Source organism: Thermoleptolyngbya sp. PKUAC-SCTB121, assembly GCF_016919485.1.
GTDB lineage: Bacteria > Cyanobacteriota > Cyanobacteriia > Elainellales > Elainellaceae > Thermoleptolyngbya > Thermoleptolyngbya sichuanensis.
Map to the genome: position 1 here is coordinate 2,816,816 of NZ_CP070366.1, position 25,082 is coordinate 2,841,897.

Below are 25,082 nucleotides of genomic sequence, written 5' to 3' on the forward strand. Positions count from 1 at the left end.
GAAGGGGGAAAAGAACGAAGAGGGAAGAGGGAAGAGGGAAGAGGGAAGAACGAAGAACGAAGAACGAAGAGGGAAGAGGTAATAGATTGGTGGGCACAGTGTCCTTTGAGCGTCATCAGTAGAAATCCTGAATTTTGAGAAAAGCGGGCCGGATTCTGGGATTTTGAGCTATAAGTTTCGTGAAAAGATTGCGCTCTCAGCATCTCCAGGGTTTTGTTATGCGATCGGCCTCCTCTCGCTCTGCTGGTAAACGTCCGCCCGCCCGCTCCGGAAAGTCGCTCGTTCCCAAACCGCCTCAGCCGTCTCACCCATCGCCGGGTCGTCGTCCTGCCCCCCGCCCAGTGGCGAGTTCCCCTCCAAAGCGGTTACCATCGCTCAAGACTCCGCTAAACAAGACGGTGCGGAGACAACTCCCTGCCCACTCCCCTAGAGCGATTCTCCGCAAGATGAAACGGAAGCGAACTGCAAATGCCCTATGGCTATCCATCGGCACGGGATTGACTGTGCTGCTGCTAGGTGCCGCCGCGACGCGACTTTGGCCCCAGGCATCCTCCAATTCAGCCCAGAACCCGACTGGAGAAGAAACGCTGGCGATTCCCGAAACGCCGCAATCGGCCGTGTTTTCCCTAGCGACGCAGCCCCCCCAGCAGCGAGCCGCCCAACTGCAACTGCTGGCCCAGGGCAAACGATCCGACGATCAAAAGCGGGCGCGATTTCTGCTGGCCAGCGACCTGATTCAGCAGGGACAGGCCGCCGCAGCGGTTCCCTTTTTGGAAAAGCTGGATAAGGATTACTCGACGCTTGCGGCCTATGCGCTGAAGCGACGGGCCCAGGCCCATGCTGCCACAGGGGAAACCGAACAGGAAACGGAAGCCTGGAAAGAACTCGCAAATCGCTTTGCAAAGAAGCCCGCCTCGGTGGAAGCGCTGTATGAGCTGGGCAAAGCAGACCCCAGCTATTGGCAAACGGCGATCGCCCGCTTTCCGGCACATCCGCGATCGCTCGAAATTGCCCAAACGCTGCTCAAGCAAGACCCCAAGCAGCCCGAACTGCTGCTACAAATTGCCCGCTATGGGCACTATCTGCCAGAAGTGGGCGCATATCTCGACCGTCTGACCAAAGACTACGCCGACACGCTAGAGCCAGAAGACTGGGAGGCGATCGCCTTTCTGAACTGGGAAAAGCAGCGCTATGGCGAAGCGGGCAAGGCCTATGCCAAAGCCCCCCGCACGCCGCTCAACGCCTACCGAGAAGGACGGGGCGCACAGCTTGCGGGCCGCCGCGACACCGCAGTCACCGCCTACAACAAAGTCGTTGCCGAGTTTCCCGACTCGCCCGAAGCCCCCACCTCGCTGCTGCGCATGGCCCAGTTGGGGCGCGATCGCGCAGCAAAGCTCACCTATCTCGACCAAGTGATCAGCCAGTATCCCGACCGGGCAGGCGACGCGCTGCTAGAGAAATACAAACTGGTCAAGCCCGACGCGGCCCAGGCAACGCTGACGGCCCAGGTTGCCCAAATGCTCCTAGAAAGCCACAGCAAGACCGATGCCGCCGCCGAACTGCGCTGGATGCTGGCCGAAGAGAAGGCCGCCCAAGGTGATATCCAGGGCGCGTGGACTCTGGCGCGACAGGTGGCCCAGGAAAATCCCGACAGCCCCCTCGCCGCCGAGGCCGCCTTCTGGGTGGGCAAGTGGGCGCAACGGCTAGGACAGGCCCAAGAAGCCTCCCAGGCCTACGAATATGTCCTCAGCCGCTATCCAGAGTCTTACTACGCCTGGCGATCGGCGACGATGCTGGGCTGGGACGTGGGCGACTTTACCACCGTGCGACAAAAGCTGCCGCCTATCGCACTGCCCGCCATGCACCCGATGCCGCTGGCTGGCTCCGACACGCTGAAGGAACTCTATCAACTGGGCCAGTATCAGGATGCGTGGGCGCTGTGGCAGACGGAATTTACCAATCGCCAGTCGCCAACGGTGGAGGAGCAATTTACCGACGGGCTGATCCGGCTGGGCGTGGGCGACAACCTGGAGGGCATTTTTCAGATCTCTAGCCTAGTGCGCCGCACCGAGCCTACAGAACAGGCACAGGTGCAAGCACTCCGACAGCAGGGTGACTATTGGCGATCGCTCTTTCCGCTTCAGTTTGCCGAGCCGATTCAGCAGTGGTCACAAACCATGCGGCTAAATCCGCTCTTGGTGACGGCGCTGATCCGCCAAGAGTCGCGCTTTGAGCGCAAGATCGTGTCCTCCGCCGGAGCCAAGGGGCTGATGCAGCTGATGCCAGGAACCGCAAGCTGGGTGGCCAGCAAGCTGAACCAGCCGCAGTATGACCTGGAAAACCCCGACGACAATATCAAACTGGGCACCTGGTATCTCAACTACACCCATGAAACCTACAGCGACAACTCGCTGTTTGCCGTAGCCAGCTACAACGCCGGCCCAGGGGCGATCGCCCAGTGGATCGAGCGCTTTGGCTACAGCGATCCCGATCTGTTTGTTGAGCAAATTCCCTACCCCGAAACCAAGGGCTACGTTGAAGCCGTCTTCTCCAACTACTGGAACTATCTACGGCTGTATAACCCCGACGTATCCGCCAAGCTGGCCCAGCTTTCCGCCAGCCACCGCGCCATTGCCGAGTCGCTGCCCTAAGCCCCCATTTCTAAGCCCCATTTCTAAGCCCCACTTTCAGCGAACCGCCCCCTCACTCTAAATCCCAAACTCCCCAAATGCCCCTCGTGATTTTACCGTCGCAGGGGCATTCCGCATTTTGGCGGATGTTGTTTCGGGCGATCGCCGATGGAAATACAGCCAAGTTTATGCATTAGGGCGAAAATGAGAGCAATCGAATCAGACGTTAGAGATGTTCTCAAGCCTTTACGCCCTGTCCAGTGTATTTAAAATTCCTTTACCTGTTTTAGCGTTTGTGCCCCATGGCCACTGCTATCTATGGGACCCTCGACTAGTGTGGCTACATGGACTGTCGAATGGGCTGACTGCAATTTCCTACTTCGCCATTCCCGCAGCGCTGCTCTACTTTGTGCAGCAGCGGCAAGATCTGCCCTATCGCTGGTTATTTAAGATCTTTAGCGCCTTTGTTGGCGTGTGTGGGCTGAGCCATGTGATGGAAATCTGGACGCTGTGGCATCCCGACTATTGGGTATCGGGCGGCATCAAGGCGTTTAATGCAATCTTGGCGCTAACCACTGCTACCAAGCTGATTCCGCTAATTCCTGAAGCCTTGGCTCTGCCTAGCCCCGCCCAGCTAGAAATCGCCAAAGCCAATCTGGAAGACCTAGTGCGCGATCGCACGCAATCACTAAAACTCAGTGAAGAACGCTGGCAGCTTGCCTTGCAGGGCACCAACGACGGCATTTGGGATTGGAACTTTCAAACGGGTGAGGTCTTTTTTTCTGACCGCTGCAAAGAAATGCTGGGCTTTGATGCAGACCAGTTTATGGATAGCCCAAAAGTCTGGGAGAGCCTGATTCACCCGGATGATTTGCCTGCGGTCACGGCTGCATTCTACGAACACCTAGAGGGCAAGGCTCTTTTTTATACCCTAGAGCATCGATTGCAGTGCAAAGACGGCACTTATAAATGGGTGCTGTCGCGAGGGCAAGCGCTGCGAAATGAGGCAGGAACCGTGACCCGCATGGCAGGTTCCATCAACGACATCACCGAACGCAAGCACGCCGAAGCCGCCCTGAACGAATCCCGCCGACAGTTTCGCAACCTGGTCGAAAATTCACCCGACATTATCGAGCGGTTTGACCTAAACCTGCGGCATCTCTACGTCAGCCCTTCTTTAACCCGCATCACAGGCCTTTCTACCGAGGTGTTTCTGGGCAAAAGCTGCCGCGAGATGGGGCTGGATGAAACAATGGTGAACACCTGGGAAGCCGCTGTAAATCGCCTGCTGGCGACAGGAGAAAAGCAGGTCATCGAGTTCTCGACTCCAACGCTAGAAGGAGTCCGAGCCTTTGAAATGGTCATTGCGCCGGAATGGGACGAGCCGCAGGCCGGAGAATCGGCGGCGAAGATTACCTCTCTCCTCTGCATTTCCAGAGACATCACCGAGCGCAAGCAAGCGGAAGAAGCCCTCGCCGCCAGCGAACGGCAGCTTTCGACGCTGATCAGCAACTTGCCAGGCTATGTCTACCGCGTGCAAAATGACCCCAACTTTACGCCCATCTTCATCAGCGCAGGCGTAGAAGCCGTGACGGGCTATCGTCAGGAGGAGTATCTGGTTGAGCGCTCGATTTCCTGTGGTCAGGAAATTCATCCCGATGACGCAGAGTGGGTTTGGGAACGGGTGCAACAAGCCGTGGGCGATCGCACGCCCTACGAATGCGAATATCGTATTCGGACAAAGACCGGCGAGGAACGCTGGGTCTGGGAGCGCGGTCGGGGGATTTACGATGAAACCGGAAACCTGCAATGGCTGGAAGGATTTGTAACCGATATCAGCGATCGCAAGCTTGCCGAAGCCGAACTGCTGGCCCAGAAAGAACTGTTGCAAATTACCCTCGACCATCTCCCGGTCATGATTAGCGTGCATTCAGAAACGGGCAACATTTTGCTGGTCAACCAGACTATTGAGCAGACCGTCGGCTGGACTCAGGCAGAACACCTGACCCGCGACGTGCTGCGAGAGTGTTACCCCGATCCGGCTGACTACGACCGGGTGACTCGCCACATCGCAGCCGCCGACTCCACCTGGCAAGAGTTCCGCCTCCGAACCCGCGACGGCCGCCTGATCGACACCGCCTGGACTCAAATTTCCCTGCCGGACGGTCGCAGCATCGGCATCGGGCAAGACATCACCGAACGCAAGCAAGCCGAAGCAGCCCGACTACAAGCCGAACGACTTCAGCAAGAGCTAAAGCTACTAGAAACCATCCTCGACTCGGTGCTGGCGGGCTATTGGGATTGTAATCTCCGTGAGGGCACAAACTACTGGAGTCCGGGCTTAAAGCGAATGTTGGGCTATGCAGACGACGAAATCCCCAACACGCTCGACAACTGGGAGCAGTTCATTCTGCCCGAAGACTTGCCCAAGACGAAGGCTTGCCTGGAGCGCCATGTCCAGAGTCGTGGGGTAGAGCCATATTACAACGAAGTTCGCTATCGCCATAAGGATGGGTCAATCGTCTGGGTGATTTGCACCGGGCAGGCAATTGAGTGGGGCGAGTCGGGCGAGATGCTGCGGATGGTGGGCTGTCATGTAGACATTACGCCGCTCAAAACAATCGAGGCACAACTGCAAACCAGCAAGGCCCACCTGAAAGAAGCCCAACGCATCGGCAACATTGGCAGTTGGGAGTTTGACATTCAAACAGAACGGATTACTTGGTCAGATCAGGTCTTTCGCATTTTTCACCGCGATCCGGCTCTGGGAGCGCCAAAGAACTTTGCAGAGCTTCAGCAGTTGATTCATCCGGGCGATCGCGAGTTGCACGCCCAGGCAGTCTACACATTAGTAGATACCCATCAGGCTTATGACGTTGAATTTCGGATTTGTCGGGGCGATGGATCAACTGGACATTTACAGGCCAAAGGCGAAGTTGTGCTGGATGCAACGGGACGCTTGATTCAGTTGAGAGGCATCGTCCTCGACATCACCGAACGCAAACAGATTGAAGCACAAAACCGCCTACTGGCCGATCGCCTGACGCTGGCGCTGAACGCTGGGGAAATTGGCACTTGGGATTGGAACATGGTTGATGAGGTTAGCTGGGATCAGCGCATGTATGAGATCTACGGGCTACAACAAATGTGGGAGTCTGGTCAGACAGCAACCTATCAAGTTTGGCGCGATCGCCTACATCTTGATGATTTAGCTCCTACTGAGGCTGCCCTGCAAGCGGCTATTCGCGGTGAAGGAGACTATGATGTGGAGTTTCGCATCTGGCGCACCGATGGTCAACTGCGATGGATTAAGGCTAATGCGGTGGTGCAGCGCGATGCGGAGGGCAAGCCATTTCGCATGACAGGCATCAACTACGACATTACTATCCGCAAGCAAACCGAAGCAGCACTGTTGCGAAAGTCGGCCCAGCTCGAAGCCTCCAACCAGGAGCTAGAAGCTTTTGCCTATTCGGTGTCGCATGATCTGCGATCGCCCCTCCGCGCGATTGACGGCTTTAGCAGGGCGCTGCTGGAGGATTATGGTCATCAGTTTGACGACGAGGGCAGGGATTATTTCAATCGGATTCGGCACAATGTGCAGCGCATGGGAATGCTAATCGACGACCTGCTCAGCCTGTCTCGCGTTTCGCGGCTGGAGATGCGATATGCCACTGTTGACCTGAGTGCGATCGCCCACGAGCTTCTGCAAGAGCTACGAGCCGCCGAACCCGAACGTCAGGTCGAGTGCATCATTACGCCCGATGTCATCGTCTGGGCCGATTCCTGCCTGATGCGCGTCGTCCTCAGCAACTTGCTGCAAAATGCCTGGAAATTTACCAGCCACCACAACACTGCCCGCATCGAGTTTGGCATCCTCCAGCAGCCCGAACAGACGGTCTACTTTGTTCGAGACGATGGGGCCGGCTTTGATATGGCCTACTCCGCCATGCTGTTTGGTGTCTTCCAGCGTCTTCACAACATGACTGAATTTCCCGGCACGGGCATTGGGCTGGCGACTGTCCAGCGCATTATCCATCGCCACGGTGGACAGGTCTGGGCAGAGGCGGCAATCGAGCAAGGAGCCACGATCTATTTCACGCTTCCAATTCCCGTGCTTGAGGCAAGACTTGAGGCAAGATCTGATTTATGAGTTCCTTGCGCCCTATCCTCCTTGTCGAAGACAATCCGGATGACGAACGCCTGACGCTCCGAGCGCTCCGACGGGGCAATCTAGGCAATGAGATCCTGATTGCTCGGAACGGGGAAGAAGCCTTGAACCTGCTATTTGGACTAGAGTTGCTGCCCTGTGTGGTGCTGCTCGATCTGAAACTGCCCAAAATTGACGGCTTGGACGTATTGCGTCGAATTCGGGCCCATGAGCGCACCCGCCTGCTGCCCGTGGTGATCTTGACCTCTTCTAGCGAAGATCGCGACATGATTGAAAGCTATAGCCTAGGAGCAAATAGCTACGTGCGAAAGCCGGTTGAGTTTGAGCAATTTACAGAAGCAGTCCGCCAATTGGGGCTATATTGGGCGCTAATTAATGAGCCACCCCCGGAAAGCTTGCCTGGGAGTTCGCTGGCATGAGTGAGCCACTGATTGTGCTTATGGTCGAAGATTCTGAAGACGATGCGCTGTTGGTGCTGCGGACTTTGCAGCAAGACGGCTTTCATGTGGTCTGGGAGCGCGTGCAAACGGCCGATCAGTTGCGGGCAGCGCTAGTATCGCGCACTTGGGATGTGGTGATTTCAGACTATCGGCTGCCGGGATTCGATGCACCTGCGGCCCTCAGCATCCTCCAGCAAAGTGGAGTCGATCTGCCCTTTATCGTCGTGTCGGGCACAATTGGCGAGATCGCGGCGGTGGCCATGATGAAGGCCGGGGCGCACGATTATCTGATGAAGGAAAACCTGACCCGATTGCCAGAAGCCGTGCGCCGCGAGGTTCGAGAAGCGCAGGTTCGAGCGGAACGGCGACAGGCAGAAATTCAACTGCGACAAACGGCAGAGCGCGAACAACTGATGCGGACGGTGACGGAGCGCATTCGGCGATCGCTCGATTTGGACGAAATTTTGTCCGCAACCGTGACCGAGGTGCGCCAACTCTTGCAAGCCGATCGCGTGATCCTATTTCGGGTCAGTCTCCAAAGTCAGGGCTATGTGGTTCAAGAATCGGTAGGCGATGGCTGGCAACCCTTGCTAGGGCAGGACTTCTACGACCCCTGCTTTCAAGAAAACTACATCGAGCAGTATTTTCACGGTCACACTTGGGCGATCGCCGATATTGAGGACGGCAGCATCCAGCCCTGCCATGCAGAGTTTCTGCGACAGCTTCAGGTACGGGCCAGTCTGATCGTGCCGATTATCCAGCCTAACTATCTCTGGGGATTGCTGATTGCTCACCACTGTAGCCAAACACGACAGTGGCACTCGGAGGAAATTCAGCTTTTGCAGCACCTGGCAGACCAAGTGGCGATCGCCCTCCAGCAGGCTGACCTCTATCGCCAGACCCAGCTAGAACTCTCAGAACGGCAGCGAGCCGAAGCCGCCCTGCAACAGTTGAATCAGGAGCTAGAACAGCGCGTTCAGGAGCGCACGCTGGCATTGCAGCAGCAGGCAGAACAAGAGCGGTTGCTGCGGCTGATTGTGCAAAATATCCACCGATCGCTCGATCTAGACGAAATTCTGGCAACCGTGCTGGACGCAACGCGACAAACGCTCCAGGTCGATCGAGTAACGGTTTACCAGTTTGCGCCCGACTGGAGCGGTCGGTTTGTGGCAGAGTCGGTGGGGGAGGAATGGTCACCCCTGGTTGCAGAGGGCGTGCAGACTGTTTGGCAAGATACCTACTTGAAGGAAACCAAAGACGAGCACTATCGCAACGGCGAAACCTTTGCCGTCAGCGATATTTATCAGGCCAGGCACACGGATTGTCATGTTGAAATCCTGGCTAAGTTTCAGGTGCGGGCTTATGCGATCGCTCCTATTTTCCTAGACGAACAGCTTTGGGGACTGCTGACTGTTTATCAAAACACAGGCCCCCGCGACTGGCGAGCCTGGGAACTGCAACTGCTACAACAGATCAGCTTGCAAATGGCGATCGCCCTGCGTCAATCCAACCTGTACCAAACCGCCCAAGCCCAGGTCGCTGAGCTCGAAAAGCTACATCAAATCAAAGACGACTTTCTCAGCACCGTGTCTCATGAACTGCGATCGCCCATAACCAATATCAAAATGGCAATCCAAATGGTCGAAGTGCTGTTAGAACAACACCAAATTCAGGACGAACGCCTCACGCGCTATGTGCAAATCCTAGAAGATGAATGCTCACAGGAACTAAACCTGATCAACGATTTACTCGATTTGCAGCGTCTAGAAGCAGGCGTGCAATCCATCGAACTGGAAAACGTCGATCTCAACTATTGGCTTCCGTCGATCATTGAACCCTTCGAGGCCCGCATTCAGGAACAGCACCAGCGCTTGAAGGTCAACTTACCACAAAACCTACCGTCCATCACCACCGACCTGAACGGCTTCAAACGCATCTTAATGGAACTGCTGCACAACGCCTGCAAGTACACTCCACCCCATGAACTAATCACGCTAACGGCCCACGTTGCGGATGGAATGCTGAACGTTCAGGTGAGCAATTCAGGAGTAGAACTGCCCGCCGAAGAACTGCCGCGCCTGTTTGAAAAGTTTTACCGGGTGGTCAGTGTAGATCGGTGGAATCGTGGCGGTACTGGGCTAGGACTGGCACTGGTCAAGCGGCTGGTAGAGCATCTGCATGGTTCGATTTGGGTAGAAAGCGCCAACGCCCTCACTAGCTTCACGATTCGGTTACCGATTCAGCCTAAGCCTGCAAGCGCTAATTCTGCAAGCGCTAATTCTGCAAACGCTTGACTAGCAATCCAAAATCCAAAATCGCAAATCCAAAATCGATATCACAATCAACATCACAACAGATGCAAGATATAGGCTTGTCGCAGCCGCCGCACGATTTCTCGCCGCACTTCATTCGTCACCCGGTTGCCGCGAAACCAGTGTTCTAGCTTGATATTATCCACGTAAAAGCGAATGGTAAACTGCATCGCATTGCCCTGAATATCCGTCATGCGAACCTGGGGTTCTTTCCAGATGGTTTGCGATTCCTTAAAGTTGTCTCGTAGCCAGGTCAAAAAGCTATAGGTATAGTCATCTAATCGAGTTTCGTCCTGACCAGAAGCTGACTGCCTGACACATCTTTTTATGCGGACTGCCCGGGTGTCGGCTGGCAGCACAAGGATTGAATTCTAGAAAACCAAATGCGGTCATAATAGTGGGCTTCAGCTTTTTTAGAGGCAAAACAGGGTTCAGGGTCAACGGTAAATAGGGCAATCAGCTGAAGCAGTGTTCGCCCTTTATTGACGGCACCCTTGAGCCAGCGCAAACCTATGTTGAGATAGCTAATCCCTCGCCTCCAGTGCGGGTCAACCTGGCAGCGTAGCCCATCGAGTTGCACCGCCATGCCCTGGGTCGTGCCATCAAGGATAGCGATCGCCGCGACCAGATAGAGGCGTTCGAGAGCCGGAGCGGAGCGGATGCCGGAAGCTTCTAACTCAAAGACACCAGATTTAGAATCGAGGAAAAGCTCCTCGACTCGAAAGCGGAGAGCATATTGCCACAGGGTATTGAGGGAGGGAGACTCATCAGTGATGACCGCCCAGGGTTCCTCGACGCCTTTGACATGAGCCAGCACCAAATTGCAGCGCCAGCGCCCCTCGCTCCAGATTCCCACCCCTTCATAGAGTCGAGCTTCACCTTTGGGAGTACACAGATAGCCTACCTTAACAGGATGACGGCGCGGACCCTGCACCACTACGTCACTGGGCAAGCGTAAACAATAGTGCCAGCGACTTTGGCTTAGCCACTCCAGCAGGTCATGGTTAGCAAACCCGCGGTCGGCTAACACCATCACATCGGGGTACGACTGCAACAGCCGATGGGCTAACCGCAGCATGGGGAGGTATCGCTTCGTGCTGACGGTGGCACTGGGATGCTCCAAAACCCGCCACAGCAGCGGCACCGCTCGTCCGCAACAGGTAACCGTCAGGTGAATCCTGCAGTAGCGATTCCACAACACCGTCGTATCGAGCGCCAGGTAAAGCCGCCGACCTTGCCAGCGATGGATGGCGGCTAGCACCAGCGGCACGTACAGACTTTTGACCCGCACCCGGCGATTGCCTAGGAAGCGCTGCCACCGGCGTTCGGTGCTTTGCGCCTGACGGGCCCGACTGGGCACATAGGCTTCCCACTGCGGCAGGCTCAACCGACCGCTGCACACCAGGGCCGTCACCATCCACGCCAGCGCTTTGAGGTGGCGCAGGTCGCGGGCATTACTGGATTGACGCAATAACGACAGCACTTGATCATAGAGGCAGGTGGTGGCTGGCATGATACAGACCCTGAGATGACGCAAATTTCAGCGTCTCATGTCAGCTCACCTTTTCCCTCTGTTGACGAGGTCTCAACTCTTTCAACCACTTGTGTCAGGCAGTCAGGATGCTAGCTGCAATATTCTCACAAAAGTTTATATCAAGTGGCTAGATTAGCCTTAGCGATCGCTCCTTACACCACTCAAAAACTCACTGAGCTTGGATTCGAGCCACAGATGATTGGAGACCCGGGGCATCCCTCTATCAGAGGTTGATAGATATCAAAAATTTCCTAGCTCAACTGCACGACGGCTTGATTTTCGGTGAGGGTGCGGTTGGTGAGCAGGTCATCGACGGTGATGCGGAGGAAGCGATCGCCATCCACCCAAAATTGCACCTTGATGCGATCGCTCCCTGGCGCACCGGGCGGGTCTAGGCGGGCGATGCTGCGGGCGCGGTCGGTGTCGTTTAGCGGCTTCACCTGGGCCGTGCCGCCCGTGACGCGGGTAACGAGGCGATCGCCCTCAAAGAACACTTCCGTCGTGGTGGTGTCTGCGCCCAGTTCCCCAATGATTAGCTCAATGCTGGGCTGGTTGTCCATCGACGCGCCGAGGGTTAGCTCGACGGGCTTTTCCATTGGGTAAGGCTGTCCCTCGCGGATAATGGGATGCCAGCCGTGGCGACGGTTGCGCCGATCCCAATAGCGCACGCCATAGCTGTGATAGAGATAATCCTTGACCTCCACGCCCTGGGCAATTTGCAAGGCTCCGTGGGCGATCGCCTCGAAGGGCTTCTCAGAGCGGATCTTGTCGGCGGGGAAATATTGCCGCACCCAGGCCTGCACGGCGGGAATCTGGGCCGTGCCACCCACCAGCAGCACTGCATCGATGTCGCCGCTTTCCAGTCCCTCGCGTCGTGCCTGCTGAAGCACCTGACTCATCGCGTCGTCCAGTCGGTCAAAAAAGCCGTTGGCTTGCAAGATCTCCTGGAGGCGATCGCGGCTCAGGTGTAGCTCCACGCTCTCCAGCGTTTCGTCGTTGAAATAGGCCTCCGTCGCCTCTGGTTGTTCCGAAAGCTGAATCTTTAGCCGTTCTGCCAGCCGCAGCGTCAGCGAAGAAACGGGCAACCCCTGCTCAGTCGCAAAGTGATCCGCCAGCCAGTTGTCAATATCTGCACCGCCCAAGTTTTGTCCCGCCTTGGCCAACACGCGAGCCGTTTTGGACTTTTGCCCCGATTCCGTCAGCGTCTTTTGTCCCCACTTCAGCAGCACGCCCAGGGGTTTCGCGCCGCTCAGCGACTTCTCCAGCCGCACCAGCGACAGATCCAGCGTGCCGCCGCCAAAGTCTACCACCAGCAGCGTGCTGCCACCCGCCAGCCCATAGCCCAGCGCCGCCGCCGTCGGCTCATCCAGCATCCGTACCTGCTGCACGTTCAGCGATTCACAGGCCTGCGCCAGCCACAGCCGATAGGCCTCAAAGCTATCCACGGGTACGGTGAAGACCAGCGTCTCTAGGTCAGGGTCAGTGTGCTGAAGCTGCCCAATCACCTGCGCCAAAAACCACTCGCCCACTTGCTCAAAGCTGACGCTGCGCCCGTCCAGATCCGGCAAAAAGCCCTGAATCTCTGCGCCCACGCCCCGCTTGAAGTTGCGAAAAAAGCGCGGGTCGCGAGACAGATCCAAGCCGCGATCGCGCACCGTTTGTCCTGCAAGCGTCTTGCCCGTCGCCGCATCTTCTATGTACAGCAAGCTGGGCACCAGCGGCGGATTGCCCCCCAGTTGCAGAGAAAGGCGGTCTAGAACAACGGTTTCGGGCTGCTGCGTGGCGGCGTTCCAGCGGGCAATGACGGTGTTGCTGGTGCCAAAGTCGATTGCGTAAGGCATTGAGCGAGGGTCAGGAGTTGGGGGTTTGGGATAATGACTCCAAAATTGAGACTACCAATTAAAGAGAGCGAGTGCCAGGACTTGTGTTGTCTAGCGCAAGCCGTCCTTACAAACCATCTGCAAAACCTGCAATTTTTCCTAGCATGGGGCGATCGCACTCACGAATTCCTTAGACCTCCTGCATGGATGGGAAAGAATGTGCCAGTTAGGAATACCCGATTATGTAACGGCTCTGTCAAGCTGCCAGAGCTTTGCTTGCAGAGTGCGAAAACTTGCCTCTTGGAAATTGCCCAAAAATCGCCCTAAAAATCGCCCCAAAAATCGCCCCAAAAATCGCCCACATGGTGGTATTGGCAATGTAGCACCTGGCTCTAGCATGGGCAGAAGCTTTGCCTTTAAGCACTACCACTCCAAAGCCTTGCCTTTGAATTTCGTGAATCCAAAACCATCTCTCGGCTCCGTTTCATTTAGGCGAGAATCGGGGCTAATCTATGCTTTGCTGGCCTATACCGCGTGGGGATTGCTGCCTATTTACTGGAAAGCGTTTGGTTCTGTTTCTTCAATAGAAGTGTTGAGCCACCGCTTTTTCTGGTCGGCGGTGTTTTTGATCAGCGTGCTAGTCGCGCAAGATCGGCGGGCAGAGTTGCAGGCTATCGGGCGATCGCCCCGCACGCTGGGCATTTTGCTGATCACGGCGCTGCTGCTGGCGTTTAACTGGGGGCTATATATCTATGGCGTGAATAGCGATCGCGTCGTAGAAACCAGCCTCGGCTATTTTATTAACCCCCTGGTCAGCGTGCTGCTGGGCTTTGTGGTGCTAAAGGAGCGGTTGCACTGGGGACAGCAATTGGCCGTGGCATTAGCGACGCTGGGAGTGATTTATTTTATCTGGCAGCTTGGTACAGTGCCCTGGATTGCTCTGTTCCTGGCGTTTTCCTTTGCGCTGTATGGACTTGTGCGAAAGATCGTCCCCGTTTCGCCCGTGGTTGGGCTGACGATAGAAGCGTTGTGGGTCGCTCCGGCGGCTATCTTATTCATCAGCTTTGGCGACGTAACGGGCACAGGGCATTTTTCTGATAGCCTGGGGCTGATGCTGCTGTTTATGGGCTGCGGCATTGTCACGTCGTTTCCGCTGCTGTGGTTCAACAATGCGGCCAAGCGGCTGCAACTTTCAACGCTGGGGTTCATGCAATACCTTGCGCCCAGCTTACAGCTTCTCCTAGGCGTGTTTCTCTATCGCGAACCCTTTACGCCTGCCCATGCGGTCACGTTTGGCTGCATCTGGCTGGCCTTGCTGATTTATTCCACGACCTCCTGGCTGCGAACTCGAACACAGAGGATATGAGTAATCCTGACCTCCGCATCTGCTTTGTGGGCGACTCGTTTGTGAATGGCACGGGCGACTCGACGCTGCTGGGCTGGACGGGGCGAGTCTGCCAGTTTGCCAGCCAGCGGGGTGTGCCGTTGACCTATTACAACCTCGGCGTGCGGCGAGAAACCAGCGCTGATATCGGCGTGCGCTGGCAGTTTGAGGTGATGGCGCGGCTGCCGGAGGGCTGCGACGGGCGGGTGGTATTTTCCTTTGGGGCAAACGATATGACTTGGGAGCAGGGCGGGATGCGGGTGAAAACGTCGGACTCGCTGCGGCACACGGGCATGATCTTGCTGGTGGCCAAGCGCCAATATCCAGTGCTGATGGTCAGCCCTCCGGCGATCGCCGATGAAGCACAGAATGAACGCATTGCCGAACTGGTGAGCTATCAGCGGCAAATCTGCGAGGGCTTTGAGATTCCCTATCTGGACGTGTTTACGCCCCTGCGGCGATCGCCCGTCTGGATGACGGAAGTGCGATCGGGCGATGGCGCGCATCCCAATGCAGCGGGCTATGCGGAGCTGGCGCAACTGGTGCTGAGCTGGCCAGCCTGGTGGAAGCTAGACGGCTCAAACCGGCTTTAGACCCAAAAGCCCTTCTTCCTTCAGCTTGGGGTCAAACCGAATGGGTGTCGTCACGCCGCGATCGCCCAGCGCTTGCAGCACCTCTGCCTCGACCCGTCGCGCCACCTGTTTCAGCGCTTTGATTTTGCCCTGGTCGTCAGCATTGGCATAGGCCGCCTGCTCCTGGCTCGTCATATGGACTTTGGCATCAATGGGCTGATTCCAGAGGGCTTCGTCGTCGCCGTTGCCGGGGGGTGTTGCGCCGCTTTCAGCAATCCAGTCGGTGCGGATGGTTTCCAGCAGGGTGCGGCTGGGGCGATCGCACGTCCACACCTTCACCCAATGGCAGCCCTGCGGCACGCGCACTAAGTGTTGCAGCAGGCTGGCGGTGATGTCACGGGAATAGCCGATGTATTGCAAAGTCTGGTCAGCCGCAAAGATGGCGTAGGCTCCTACCTTGCCGTCGAATTCGTGGATAATCTCGCCCTGGTCGTCCAGATAGGGCAAAAAGGGCAGTTCGGCGAGGGTGGGCATAGGCAGTGGGGTGGGTGAATCGCTGGGGCTTTGGAGATCCCCCCTAGCCCCCCTTAGTAAGGGGGGAACCGGATTCGGGTGTCCCCCTTACTAAAGGGAAGAACCGGATTCGGAAGTCCCCCTTATTAAGGGGGATTTAGGGGGATCTCATATCGACATCAAACGAGGAACCGCATCGGAAGTCCCCCTTATTAAGGGGGATTTAGGGGGATCTCATATCGACATCAAACGAGGAACCGCATCGGAAGTCCCCCTTATTAAGGGGGATTTAGGGGGATCTCATATCGGCATCAAACTACGACATTTGCTGGAGATACGCCTGATATCCTACCGCATCGAGCTTCGACTGCTTTTCTAGCACCCTATCGCGCAGGCTTTGGCGATAGCGCTGTACCTGGGCCAGCAGGTCGGGCTGTTGGCAGGCGAGGATCTGCACGGCGAGGAGGCCGGCGTTTTGAGCGTTGCCGATCGCCACCGTGGCCACCGGGATTCCGGCGGGCATTTGCACAATGGAATAGAGCGAGTCCAGTCCTTGCAGATGGCGGCTGGGCACGGGAACGCCAATCACAGGCAATGGCGTGAGGGCGGCCACCATTCCCGGCAAATGTGCCGCACCGCCTGCACCCGCGATGATGACCTTTAGCCCGCGCTCGTGGGCGGTCTGGGCATAGTCCACCATGCGCTCTGGGGTGCGGTGGGCGGAGACGATCGCTACTTCGCAGGCAACCTGGAACTGTTCGCAAATGGCGATCGCCCCCTGCATGGTGGGCAGGTCAGAGTCGCTGCCCATAATAATGCCCACCACAGGCGAGGCGGCGGGCGATGGTGTGGATGGTTGTGTCATGTCAAGCAGGAAATGGATTCAACGAGAAACGCAGAGCGCCTTACTCATCGTCCATTAGACCAAAGATCACGGCGCAAAAGGCGAACGCCGCCACTAGTGGCATCGGCGACTGGAAGTATACGCCCAGACCTGCCGAAATCACGGCTCCCGCCCAGGCCGCACTCAGCCACAGCCGCTCTTGGGGGCTAAAGCCCTTTTCCGCCTTAATAGACAGCAGCGCTTCTGTGGGAATGGGCAGGGGCATCACGGCGTGGGGCGGAAACGCCCAATATTCCCGACGCTCCTGAAACAGATCCGTCCAACCGTTTTGGAGGCACCATTCTTGAATCCATTCAGTACAGTACTTATTCATAGCCACGGTGGATCGATCGACAAAAGAGGTTAAAAAAGTAAAGATTCCGAAGAATGCTCAGTAGCATCAATCGTTCGGAACCCAAAGCAGCACTGAAACCTAGAGGAAACCTAGAAAAAGCTTGATGGCAAAGCCTGACTGCTTGCTATGTTTGTAGACTAGCAGAGCGGAGTAAATGCCCGATTGACAAGACATCAAATGTTACTTAACAACCAGTTAGAATAGAAGGCTGCTGGGTCGCAAACAGCGCTAACTCAAGCGGTTCAACGGATTTTCACCGGGTTGCAATATGGGTAGTACCTTTGGGCATTTGTTTAGAATTACAACATTTGGCGAGTCGCATGGCGGCGGCGTGGGCGTGGTGATTGACGGCTGCCCACCCCGTGTAGAGATTTCTGAAGCCGACATTCAAACAGAGCTAGACCGCCGCCGCCCCGGACAGAGCCACATCGTCACGCCGCGCAAGGAAGAAGACCGCTGCGAGATTCTATCGGGTGTGATGGACGGCAAGACGCTGGGCACGCCGATCGCCCTCTTGGTGAGAAACAAGGACGCGCGATCGCAGGACTATGACGAAATGGCGGTGAAATATCGCCCGTCCCACGCCGACGCGACCTATGACGCGAAATACGGCATTCGCAACTGGCGCGGCGGCGGGCGTTCCTCTGCGCGGGAGACGATTGGGCGGGTGGCCGCAGGGGCGATCGCCAAGAAAATCCTGCACCAAGTCGCTGGTGTCGAAATCATCGGCTACGTCAAGCGCATCAAAGACCTAGAAGGCGCAGTTGATCCCAACACCGTCACGATGGAGCAGGTGGAAAGCAACATCGTTCGCTGCCCCGATCATGAATGCGCCGAGCGGATGATCGAGCTAATTGAGCAAACCGGGCGATCGGGCGACTCCATCGGCGGCGTGGTGGAATGCGTGGCCCGCGCCGTGCCCAAAGGACTCGGCGAACCCGTGTTCGACAAGCTCGAAGCCGACCTCGCCAAAGCCGTCATGTCTCTGCCCGCCAGCAAAGGCTTTGAAATCGGCTCTGGCTTCGCGGGAACGCTGCTAACTGGCCTTCAGCACAACGACGAATTCTACATCGACGACCAGGGCGAAATTCGCACCGTCACCAACCGCTCCGGCGGCATCCAGGGCGGCATCTCCAACGGCGAAAACATCATCCTGCGCGTCGCATTCAAACCCACCGCCACTATCCGCAAAGAGCAGCGCACCGTGACCACCGACGGCGAAGAAACCGTCCTCGCTGCCAAAGGTCGCCATGATCCCTGTGTGCTGCCCCGCGCCGTGCCAATGGTCGAGGCGATGGTCGCCCTTGTCCTCTGCGATCACCTGCTGCGCCATCATGGGCAGTGCGAATTACTCTAGGGCAGGGAGCAAGGGTGAAGAGGGAGGTTAATTGAGGATGCGCTAGTAGGCAGAAGGCAGTTGCGGGCTGCCGCCCATGCAATGCGAAGCGACCTCTCACCACTCACCGACCCGCCCTTAGGAGGGGGTGTGGGGGACGCTTCGTCCCCTGCAAGCGGGGGTTTGGGGGAAAGTCCCCCAAGGCTGTTTGGCTCGGATTCCCACATTATCGCCCCCCACAGATCAATAGACATCCTGCATAAATATTTTTTCCAAAGCATGAACTGTTGTGTGGCAACACCGCGCCACAGTTCATTCAAGAAGTCTAATTTCTGTCACCCCCAAACTCACCATGAAACAACAAAAAATTCGAACACTGGTGCTGTGCTTATTTCGGCATCAAGACCGCATCCTCGTTTCCCGCGACTATGATTCTGTCAAGCAGTCTGATTATTATCGACCGCTGGGCGGCGGCATCGAATTTGGCGAAACCAGCCGCGACGCACTGATCCGCGAGATACGCGAAGAACTGGGCGCAGAAATTGAGCAGTTGACCTGGCTGGGCACGCTAGAGAATCTCTTCACGCTGGAGGGCGAGCCGGGCCATGAAATTGTGCTGATTTATGATGCCCAATTTTGCGATCGCACGCTCTACAACCAGCCACATCTTTCCGGTTCCGAAGGGGACAAGCCCCTGCTGGCCGAGTGGAAATCTCTATCCGAGTTCAGCAATGCAGGGCTGCGACTGGTTCCCGATGACCTGAAGGACTTTGTATGGGGACATTCGTAATCTGCAAGGATTCTGATTCTCTGAACAGGAAATAGGGATAATCCTGCTCGTTCGTAAACACATAGGCCGCGACTGCGTTTGGGTCATCAATCACGCCTGCTTCCAGCTTTGAGGCGGCGTAAATGTTGGCATAGTGAAGCGCCTGTTTTATAACCTGGTGTCGCCGGACTCGGACTTTTTCCTGCTGGGCTTTTTTATTGCCGCCACAACCTGTCCGATTTAGGCACTTGACCTCTACCACCGCAAATCGCCCTGCCCCATCGGTAAACACCAAATCGCCCCGCCCCTTATGCCCTCGACCGGGTTCGACTTCCCACTCGTTTTCCACAACGTAGGGATAGTCAGGCAGGAGGCGATCGCTATTTAAAACCAGCGTTCGTTTTAGCTCATACTCTCCATTTTGATCCCAATCGCACCCTTCAAAATAGCTGCGAAGAACGCGATCGCGGTGTTCGATTTCTTGCTGATTCATACTCTCGCTCAGTGCTTTGAACTCACTTGCCAAAAGCTTCATGATTGCTCAAGGCAACTTCGCCAGCATCGAGGTGCGGAAGCTACCCCATTTTGAGGGGGATGAGCGAACTTGCAAAATCGGCAGCGGGCAGAAAATGGAGACGCTACGCCACATGAGCACCATTTCCCGACTCATCAGGCATCGGCAGTGGACAACCCCAACCTAAGCCAAGATCATCATGCCTGCGGGCGGCAAGCTGACATGAACCACCCGTCGGTCTTGATAATGCTCCACGGTGACGGTTTCATCCGTCGGCGGGTTCTGGAGTTGCTCGTCGCTCCAATCGCTGTTGTACAGCACCGTCATGGTTGAGCCATTGGGATGCAGCGAGCGATCAATCGTTACATACGCGCCTCGCCCTTCTGTGCCATGGGTGTTCAGCACCATCAGCACTTCTGCATTGAACTGAATTTGTGACCAGGCGGCCAGTTCTCCCGCACCGGGATAGGAAAAGGGACGATCCATAAACGAGGTTTCGCGGGGATAGTGTTGCCCTCGGCGCAGGGCGCGGCCGATGCGATCGGGACGCTGGCGCACACGAGCGATCGCCGCAATTCGCAAATAAGTCGGATGCTGCGGGTTAAAAAAGTGGCATCCCTCCGTGCCAAACGCGCCAAACTTGCCGCCAAACATACACTCGCGGATATAGCGGTCGATATAGGCGTGCTGCGGCTCGATGCCATAGTCGTGGTAACTTTCGGAGCCATCGAGCGCCTGCTCTGTGCCGTAGTAAATCGACGGCACTCCCGGCATGGTCAGCATCACCCCAACCGCATGGGCCGCCTGGTGATAGCGGGTGGGGAGGTCGCTACCTGCCGCAAACCGCTGCTTTGTTGGCCGCGAACACATATCGTGGTCGTCCAGCACCGAGACGTGATACGTCCCCAACTGGCGGATGCTGCCCGAAAGCTGCGCTTCGTCATATAGCCCGAAATAGGCTCCAGGATGGCCCAGCCCCTTCACCAGTGCCATCAGGTTATTTGGCGCGGCGGCAATGTCCAGCACCGAGTCCAGATTGCGCCCAAAGATGTCGCGATAGCCCTGCACCAGGTTTTCATCCGTCAGTTCCCCTGCCAGCAAGAAGTTTTCCTTGCCAATGGCCTGGGCATAGCCGTGGATCTCGCTGCAAAATCGGCGCGAGGAGGCAGGCGAAACGTGCTTGACGGCATCGACTCGAAAGCCGTCGCAGTCCGTCAGCGCAATCCAGTATTGATAGACCTTGGCCAGCGCCGACAGCGTTTCCTTGTTTTCCAAGTTGAAATCGCGCAGTTCAAAAAAGTCGCCCTGACGAAACTCCACGTAGGGATTGAGCGGGTCTTCCCACGGCGACACTTCCCACTGGCTAATCATGCCTGCCCGGTTGTACCAGTCTGGGTTTTGAAATTCTTCGGGAAACACCCCATCCTCCAGGGTGATGGGCTGGGGAATGCTGCGGCTCTCGTGCGATCGCCAGCCGTGAATCTCGTAGGGCGGCGAAAAGCGGTAGGGCATGGTTTCTGCTGGAGAACCCTCCGGGCCGCGATAGTACCAATTGCTGCCGCTGTGATTATAGATAATGTCCAGAACCACGTACATGCCGCGATCATGCGCCGCATCGACCAGATCCCGCAGGTCTTGTCGCGTGCCAAAGCGCGGATCGACCTCCAAGAAATTCTGAATCCCGTAGCCGTGATAGGTTTCGCTATCGATCCGCTGCTTCCAGGGGGGATTGAGCCAGAGCGTAGTCACCCCCAGAGTCTGCAAATAGTCCAGCTTGCTGAGAATGCCCTTCAGCGTGCCGCCATTAAACCGATTGCCTGCAGCCATCCAGGCGGCCTTGCTCTCGGCGCGAAACTGCTCTGGCCGGTGGCGATCGAACATCGGCCGCTCTCCCTCGCGACCGTCACTGAAGCGGTCTGGCAACAGCTGGTAGAGAAACTGATCGCGCCAGGATAGAGGACTGGGAAATACGCGGCCGCGAGGATTCAAATCTGCATCTGCCAGCCGCCGGGGAGCCTGCGGTTCAATAACAGTCAGCATTATTTTTAGATTTCTAACGTTGATGAGGAACGATGTGCCCAGATCATAGTTGGCGCGATTGAAAACCCTTGGTCAAGGGGAATACGTCAGGGGGCGATCGCCCTTCTCGCCGTCCCGATTCCTTACACGCCATTCCTGACATGCTATTCCTTTTGATTTATTTCTAAGGTTCTATTTCTAACGCCCTATTTCTAATGCCCTATTTCTAATGCCAGATGTGCCCAATCTTGGCATCGCCAATAATGAAATCGCTAGTTCAAGCTTTCCCGACGAAAAAACTATGGCAAGTCCTATTGAATTCAGTTTGTTTGCGCCCTACAACGAAGCCGCATCGCTCATTGGTTCCTTTTCAGACTGGGAAGAAATCCCCATGAAAAAGGGAAAAGACGGCTTCTTTCGGGCTAGCGTAGATTTGGAAGATGGTGTTTATAATTATAAGTTTCGGGTTCAAAGTAAGTCCTGGTTTTTTGAACCCAATCAGTGGGTAGATGTGACCGATCCCTACGCCACCGATGTAGATGGAAAATCTTCTGAAGAGAACGCCATCGCGCGAATTAAAGACGGAAAGCGAATCGTTGATACCTACGTTTGGCAATATGACGACACGCCGCTGCCTGCCGATCACGAGCTGGTGATTTACGAAATGCATGTGGCGGACTTTTCGGGGGGTGAAGACGACCCCCACGCCCGCGGGCAATACAAGCATGTCATCGAAAAACTGGATTATTTGTGTGACTTGGGCATCAACGCCATTGAGCTAATGCCTGTGAAGGAGTATCCCGGCGACTATAGCTGGGGCTACAACCCTCGCCACTTCTTTGCCACCGAGTCGAGCTATGGGTCTACGGCTGACCTCAAACGATTGATCGACGAATGCCATCATCGAGGTATTCGCGTGTTCATGGACGGGATTTACAACCATTCGGAAGCATCGTCGCCGCTGACGCAGATCGACCATGACTATTGGTATCACCATGAGCCGCGCGACCCCGACAACAACTGGGGTCCAGAGTTTAACTACGAACATTACGATGAAAATCTGGAAACCTATCCTGCCCGCCGCTTCATTGGTGACACGGTGCGCTACTGGGTGCGCGAATACCATCTAGACGGTATTCGGTATGATGCGGCGCGTCAGATTGCGAACTATGATTTCATGCACTGGATCACACATGAAGCCAAGGAAACCGCAGGCGCAAAACCATTTTTTAACATCGCAGAACACATTCCCGAAACCACGAGCATTACCAATGTAGACGGGCCGATGGATGGCTGCTGGCACGACAGCTTTTATCACACGGTGCTGGCCCACATCACCGGCGATACTTTTGATCTGGAAGCGCTCAAGGATGTCATTGATGCCAAGCGCCAGGGCTTTATGGGCGCGACCAATGTGGTGAACTATCTGACCAACCATGACCACAACCATGTGATGGCAGAATTGAGCGATCGCCAAATTTTTGACGAAGCCGCATTCCGTCGCGTGAAGCTGGGCGCAGTGCTGCTGATGACGGCGATGGGCGTACCGATGCTGTGGATGGGCGAGGAATTTGGAGAGTACAAGTACAAAACGCCCGATCCCGCCAAGATTGACTGGACGCTGCTGAGTAACGACCTGAACCAGGGCTTGTTTGATTACTACAAGGGGCTAATTGCGCTGCGGAAACATAACGCCGCTCTGCACACCGAAAACGTCGAGTTTTTCCACGAAAATCCTGAAGTCAAGGTGCTGGCTTACACCCGCTGGAACGACGAAGGCTCCCGCGTGGCGGTGGTGGCGAACTTCTCTGACCAGTTTTTGGCAGGCTACACCGTGCCCAACTTCCCTGCCAATGGCACCTGGCACGAATGGACGGGCAACTACGAGGTGCAGTCTGGCGACGACCAGTTGATGACCGACCTGGGCGAGTTTGAGGCCAAGGTGTTTGTCTGGCAGGGATAGCCCTCAGCCTTTGCCGCTGCCCATCAGGTAAAGCAGCGCCATTCGCACGGCCACGCCGCTGGTCACCTGCTGCGAAATCAGGCTGAAGTCTGGATCGTCCATCAGTTCAGAGCTAATTTCCACGCCGCGATTGACCGGGCCGGGGTGCAGCACTTTGACGCTGGGCTTGCAGCGCTGGAGGCGATCGCCCGTAATACCAAACTGCTGGTGGTATTCGCGCAGGCTGGGCAGCAGGTGGCTGGTCATCCGCTCTTTTTGCAATCGCAGCGTCATCACAAAGTCGGCGTTTTCGAGCGCAGGATCGAGTTCCCAGTGGATGGTCGGCGGCAAGATAGAGGGTTGGGGAGTTGGGTTAGCCTGCTCCCCCGCTTTTTTCGACGGCGGTTTCACAAATTCTGCAAACCAGTGGGGCAGCAGCGTGGGCGGGCCGGCCAGGTGAACCTCTGCGCCGCTGGTGGTCAGGCTCCAGAGATTGGAGCGGGCCACGCGGGAATGCAGAATGTCTCCCACGATCGCAATTTTCTTGCCACGCAGCAGATCCACGCGGGGATAGTCGTGGTCTAGCAGCGTGCAGAGGGTAAACAGGTCGAGCAGTCCCTGCGACGGGTGTTCGTGCTGGCCGTCGCCTGCATTCAGCACGCCGACGTGGGTATTGAGCCGATCCATTTCCTGGGCGATCGCCTGGGGCACACCTGCTTCTTTGTGGCGAATCACCATCATGTCCGTGCCCATTGCCAGATAGGTCTTCGCGGTGTCGAGGATAGTTTCGCCCTTGGTGAGGGATGACGTGCCGGGGGCAAAGTTGAGCGTGTCGGCAGAGAGGCGCTTGGCGGCCAGTTCAAAGCTGCTGCGGGTGCGGGTGGAGGACTCAAAAAACAGGTTGGTAATCACCTGCCCCTGGAGGGCGGGCACTTTTTTGGTGCGGGTAGATAGCACTTCGCGGAAGCTGGCCGCCGTTTGCAGCACGGTGTCGTATTCCGCTGGCGAAAAGTCGGCCAGCGAAAGGACATGGCGGCGCGTCCAGTTTGGGGTCACCATAATGGTCATATGCAATACGATTTAGAGTTTAGACCATTGCTCTACTTCCTCCGCGCCCGATTCGGTAGAATCCGCAAAGTTTGGGGCGATCGCCCTTCTCCGCCACCTTCCTGCTGCCAAACCCTGCTGTTCGATCTGTCTAGAACCCTGTCATGAAATTTCCTGTATGAAACCGAGAGTGCTGAACCTGGGGGTGAACCGGATGCCAAGGGCGATCGCCCCACCCCGCCAACTTTCTGCCTGCCTGCTTTTCCTGCTGGCTGTGCTGCTTTTGGCAGGCTGCGGGAGCCGCACAGCCCCCCCGCCCAACGCTGCATCACCCCAGTCGCCAACTCGCACACCCATCGCAGCATCTTCCCCAGACCGTTCCAGTCCTAGAAGCTCCGATAAACCCGCCGCGCCCGCCGCCCCCGCCGCGCCCCAGTCCCTCGCCGCGCCGATTTCCCCCACTGCTGCCCCCCGGCTGACCACGGTCACGGTTTACCAGGCCGATGACCAGTGCGTGAACTTTGTGCCAGAGCAGGTGCAGGTGCCCGCCGACCGGCCGATGCAGGCAGCCGTGGGCAAGGTGCTGGAAAAACAGGGCGATGGTGACTTTGACCTGGGCGGCTATCGCGTCAGCCTGAATGCCCAAACGGGCGAAGCCACCATCGATCTGCGCCTGGTGCCGGGGTCAAAGCGGCAGATCGTTTCCCTGTCGGCGTGCGAACAGTTTGCGCTGTTTGGCAGCCTGCGCGAAACCCTGATGAAAAATCCTGAGTGGAATGTGAAGTCTGTCCGCTTTACCGAACGCGGGGAGGAGATTGTATTGTGAAGGACGTGAAAGTAAACC

General features: G+C 56.5%; 19 protein-coding genes. 10 read left to right on the top strand and 9 right to left on the bottom strand.

The annotated features are described in order from the left end of the window. Positions 1–218 precede the first annotated feature (218 nt). The 4 genes from JTM80_RS11595 to JTM80_RS11610 all read left to right on the top strand — a co-directional run bounded on the left by JTM80_RS11595 (position 219) and on the right by JTM80_RS11610 (position 9,532). Positions 219–2,651: a transglycosylase SLT domain-containing protein gene (locus JTM80_RS11595; protein ID WP_205369449.1), complete on the top strand. Its 2,433-nt coding sequence runs from the start codon at positions 219–221 to the stop codon at positions 2,649–2,651. A gap of 313 nt (positions 2,652–2,964) precedes the next feature. Next, positions 2,965–6,780: a PAS domain-containing protein gene (locus JTM80_RS11600; protein ID WP_172357961.1), complete on the top strand. Its 3,816-nt coding sequence runs from the start codon at positions 2,965–2,967 to the stop codon at positions 6,778–6,780. Next, positions 6,777–7,217, top strand: coding sequence for a response regulator (locus JTM80_RS11605; RefSeq protein ID WP_205369450.1), 441 nt, complete (start codon positions 6,777–6,779; stop codon positions 7,215–7,217). Before JTM80_RS11600 ends, JTM80_RS11605 begins: the two co-directional genes overlap by 4 nt. Beyond that, a complete protein-coding gene (locus JTM80_RS11610) occupies positions 7,214–9,532 on the top strand; it encodes a GAF domain-containing protein (protein ID WP_205369452.1) in 2,319 nt (772 codons plus the stop codon). Before JTM80_RS11605 ends, JTM80_RS11610 begins: the two co-directional genes overlap by 4 nt. Positions 9,533–9,585: 53 nt before the next feature. On the opposite strand, the gene JTM80_RS11615 is transcribed toward JTM80_RS11610, so the two are convergent. The 3 genes from JTM80_RS11615 to JTM80_RS11625 all read right to left on the bottom strand — a co-directional run bounded on the left by JTM80_RS11615 (position 9,586) and on the right by JTM80_RS11625 (position 12,925). Continuing rightward, on the bottom strand, positions 9,586–9,807 hold the full coding sequence (locus JTM80_RS11615; RefSeq protein ID WP_172357955.1) for a hypothetical protein: 222 nt from the start codon (positions 9,805–9,807) through the stop codon (positions 9,586–9,588). A 68-nt stretch (positions 9,808–9,875) separates the two neighbouring features. Further along, on the bottom strand, positions 9,876–11,063 hold the full coding sequence (locus tag JTM80_RS11620; protein ID WP_205369454.1) for a transposase: 1,188 nt from the start codon (positions 11,061–11,063) through the stop codon (positions 9,876–9,878). A gap of 272 nt (positions 11,064–11,335) precedes the next feature. Then, on the bottom strand, positions 11,336–12,925 hold the full coding sequence (locus JTM80_RS11625) for an Hsp70 family protein (protein ID WP_172357953.1): 1,590 nt from the start codon (positions 12,923–12,925) through the stop codon (positions 11,336–11,338). A gap of 433 nt (positions 12,926–13,358) precedes the next feature. Between JTM80_RS11625 and rarD the strand changes: the two genes are divergently transcribed. Continuing rightward, complete coding sequence (gene rarD / locus JTM80_RS11630) at positions 13,359–14,270, top strand: EamA family transporter RarD (protein ID WP_225906613.1); 912 nt, start codon at positions 13,359–13,361, stop codon at positions 14,268–14,270. Beyond that, on the top strand, positions 14,267–14,881 hold the full coding sequence (locus JTM80_RS11635) for a GDSL-type esterase/lipase family protein (RefSeq protein WP_172357949.1): 615 nt from the start codon (positions 14,267–14,269) through the stop codon (positions 14,879–14,881). The genes rarD and JTM80_RS11635 overlap by 4 nt, the downstream gene beginning before the upstream one ends. On the opposite strand, the gene JTM80_RS11640 is transcribed toward JTM80_RS11635, so the two are convergent. From JTM80_RS11640 to JTM80_RS11650, 3 genes are all read right to left on the bottom strand, one after another. Further along, positions 14,867–15,394, bottom strand: a complete 528-nt coding sequence (locus tag JTM80_RS11640) for a GIY-YIG nuclease family protein (RefSeq protein ID WP_172357947.1) — start codon at positions 15,392–15,394, stop codon at positions 14,867–14,869. The two genes, JTM80_RS11635 and JTM80_RS11640, sit on opposite strands and share 15 nt — an antisense overlap. A 295-nt stretch (positions 15,395–15,689) precedes the next feature. Next, positions 15,690–16,238: a 5-(carboxyamino)imidazole ribonucleotide mutase gene (gene purE, locus JTM80_RS11645; RefSeq protein WP_172357945.1), complete on the bottom strand. Its 549-nt coding sequence runs from the start codon at positions 16,236–16,238 to the stop codon at positions 15,690–15,692. 40 nt (positions 16,239–16,278) lie between these two features. Further along, positions 16,279–16,590, bottom strand: coding sequence for a hypothetical protein (locus JTM80_RS11650; RefSeq protein ID WP_172359034.1), 312 nt, complete (start codon positions 16,588–16,590; stop codon positions 16,279–16,281). A 289-nt stretch (positions 16,591–16,879) separates the two neighbouring features. Here JTM80_RS11650 and aroC point away from each other — a divergent pair, with 289 nt between their 5' ends. Both aroC and JTM80_RS11660 read left to right on the top strand, forming a co-directional pair. Further along, entirely contained in the window at positions 16,880–17,968 is a 1,089-nt protein-coding gene (aroC, locus tag JTM80_RS11655) for a chorismate synthase (protein ID WP_172357943.1), read from the top strand. Between the two features lie 331 nt (positions 17,969–18,299). After that, a complete protein-coding gene (locus tag JTM80_RS11660; protein WP_205369456.1) occupies positions 18,300–18,737 on the top strand; it encodes an NUDIX hydrolase in 438 nt (145 codons plus the stop codon). On the opposite strand, the gene JTM80_RS11665 is transcribed toward JTM80_RS11660, so the two are convergent. Further along, on the bottom strand, positions 18,673–19,209 hold the full coding sequence (locus tag JTM80_RS11665; protein WP_205369458.1) for a hypothetical protein: 537 nt from the start codon (positions 19,207–19,209) through the stop codon (positions 18,673–18,675). The two genes, JTM80_RS11660 and JTM80_RS11665, sit on opposite strands and share 65 nt — an antisense overlap. Before the next feature lie 204 nt (positions 19,210–19,413). After that, complete coding sequence (locus JTM80_RS11670; protein ID WP_205369459.1) at positions 19,414–21,270, bottom strand: alpha-amylase family glycosyl hydrolase; 1,857 nt, start codon at positions 21,268–21,270, stop codon at positions 19,414–19,416. Positions 21,271–21,550: 280 nt separating this feature from the next. Here JTM80_RS11670 and JTM80_RS11675 point away from each other — a divergent pair, with 280 nt between their 5' ends. After that, the gene (locus JTM80_RS11675; protein ID WP_205369460.1) at positions 21,551–23,212 is read left to right on the top strand and encodes an alpha-amylase family glycosyl hydrolase; all 1,662 of its coding nucleotides are present in this window, start codon (positions 21,551–21,553) and stop codon (positions 23,210–23,212) included. Between the two features lie 3 nt (positions 23,213–23,215). Here the strand turns inward: JTM80_RS11675 and JTM80_RS11680 are convergent, their stop codons facing one another. Continuing rightward, positions 23,216–24,250, bottom strand: a complete 1,035-nt coding sequence (locus JTM80_RS11680) for an aspartate carbamoyltransferase catalytic subunit (protein WP_172357933.1) — start codon at positions 24,248–24,250, stop codon at positions 23,216–23,218. 166 nt (positions 24,251–24,416) lie between these two features. Here JTM80_RS11680 and JTM80_RS11685 point away from each other — a divergent pair, with 166 nt between their 5' ends. After that, positions 24,417–25,064 carry a sporulation/spore germination protein gene (locus tag JTM80_RS11685; RefSeq protein ID WP_172357931.1) on the top strand — a complete coding sequence of 216 codons (648 nt, stop codon included), beginning with the start codon at positions 24,417–24,419 and terminating at the stop codon, positions 25,062–25,064. Positions 25,065–25,082 lie beyond the last annotated feature (18 nt).

Bases quoted from the DNA above. Each gene is read 5' to 3' on its own strand.
- JTM80_RS11595 (WP_205369449.1), top strand. From the start codon at position 219: ATGCGATCGGCCTCCTCTCGCTCTGCTGGTAAACGTCCGCCCGCCCGC.
- JTM80_RS11605 (WP_205369450.1), top strand. From the start codon at position 6,777: ATGAGTTCCTTGCGCCCTATCCTCCTTGTCGAAGACAATCCGGATGAC.
- JTM80_RS11610 (WP_205369452.1), top strand. From the start codon at position 7,214: ATGAGTGAGCCACTGATTGTGCTTATGGTCGAAGATTCTGAAGACGAT.
- JTM80_RS11620 (WP_205369454.1), bottom strand. From the start codon at position 11,063: ATGCCAGCCACCACCTGCCTCTATGATCAAGTGCTGTCGTTATTGCGT.
- JTM80_RS11625 (WP_172357953.1), bottom strand. From the start codon at position 12,925: ATGCCTTACGCAATCGACTTTGGCACCAGCAACACCGTCATTGCCCGC.
- JTM80_RS11635 (WP_172357949.1), top strand. From the start codon at position 14,267: ATGAGTAATCCTGACCTCCGCATCTGCTTTGTGGGCGACTCGTTTGTG.
- JTM80_RS11640 (WP_172357947.1), bottom strand. From the start codon at position 15,394: ATGCCCACCCTCGCCGAACTGCCCTTTTTGCCCTATCTGGACGACCAG.
- purE (WP_172357945.1), bottom strand. From the start codon at position 16,238: ATGACACAACCATCCACACCATCGCCCGCCGCCTCGCCTGTGGTGGGC.
- JTM80_RS11650 (WP_172359034.1), bottom strand. From the start codon at position 16,590: ATGAATAAGTACTGTACTGAATGGATTCAAGAATGGTGCCTCCAAAAC.
- aroC (WP_172357943.1), top strand. From the start codon at position 16,880: ATGGGTAGTACCTTTGGGCATTTGTTTAGAATTACAACATTTGGCGAG.
- JTM80_RS11660 (WP_205369456.1), top strand. From the start codon at position 18,300: ATGAAACAACAAAAAATTCGAACACTGGTGCTGTGCTTATTTCGGCAT.
- JTM80_RS11665 (WP_205369458.1), bottom strand. From the start codon at position 19,209: ATGAATCAGCAAGAAATCGAACACCGCGATCGCGTTCTTCGCAGCTAT.
- JTM80_RS11670 (WP_205369459.1), bottom strand. From the start codon at position 21,270: ATGCTGACTGTTATTGAACCGCAGGCTCCCCGGCGGCTGGCAGATGCA.
- JTM80_RS11675 (WP_205369460.1), top strand. From the start codon at position 21,551: ATGGCAAGTCCTATTGAATTCAGTTTGTTTGCGCCCTACAACGAAGCC.
- JTM80_RS11680 (WP_172357933.1), bottom strand. From the start codon at position 24,250: ATGGTGACCCCAAACTGGACGCGCCGCCATGTCCTTTCGCTGGCCGAC.
- JTM80_RS11685 (WP_172357931.1), top strand. From the start codon at position 24,417: ATGAAACCGAGAGTGCTGAACCTGGGGGTGAACCGGATGCCAAGGGCG.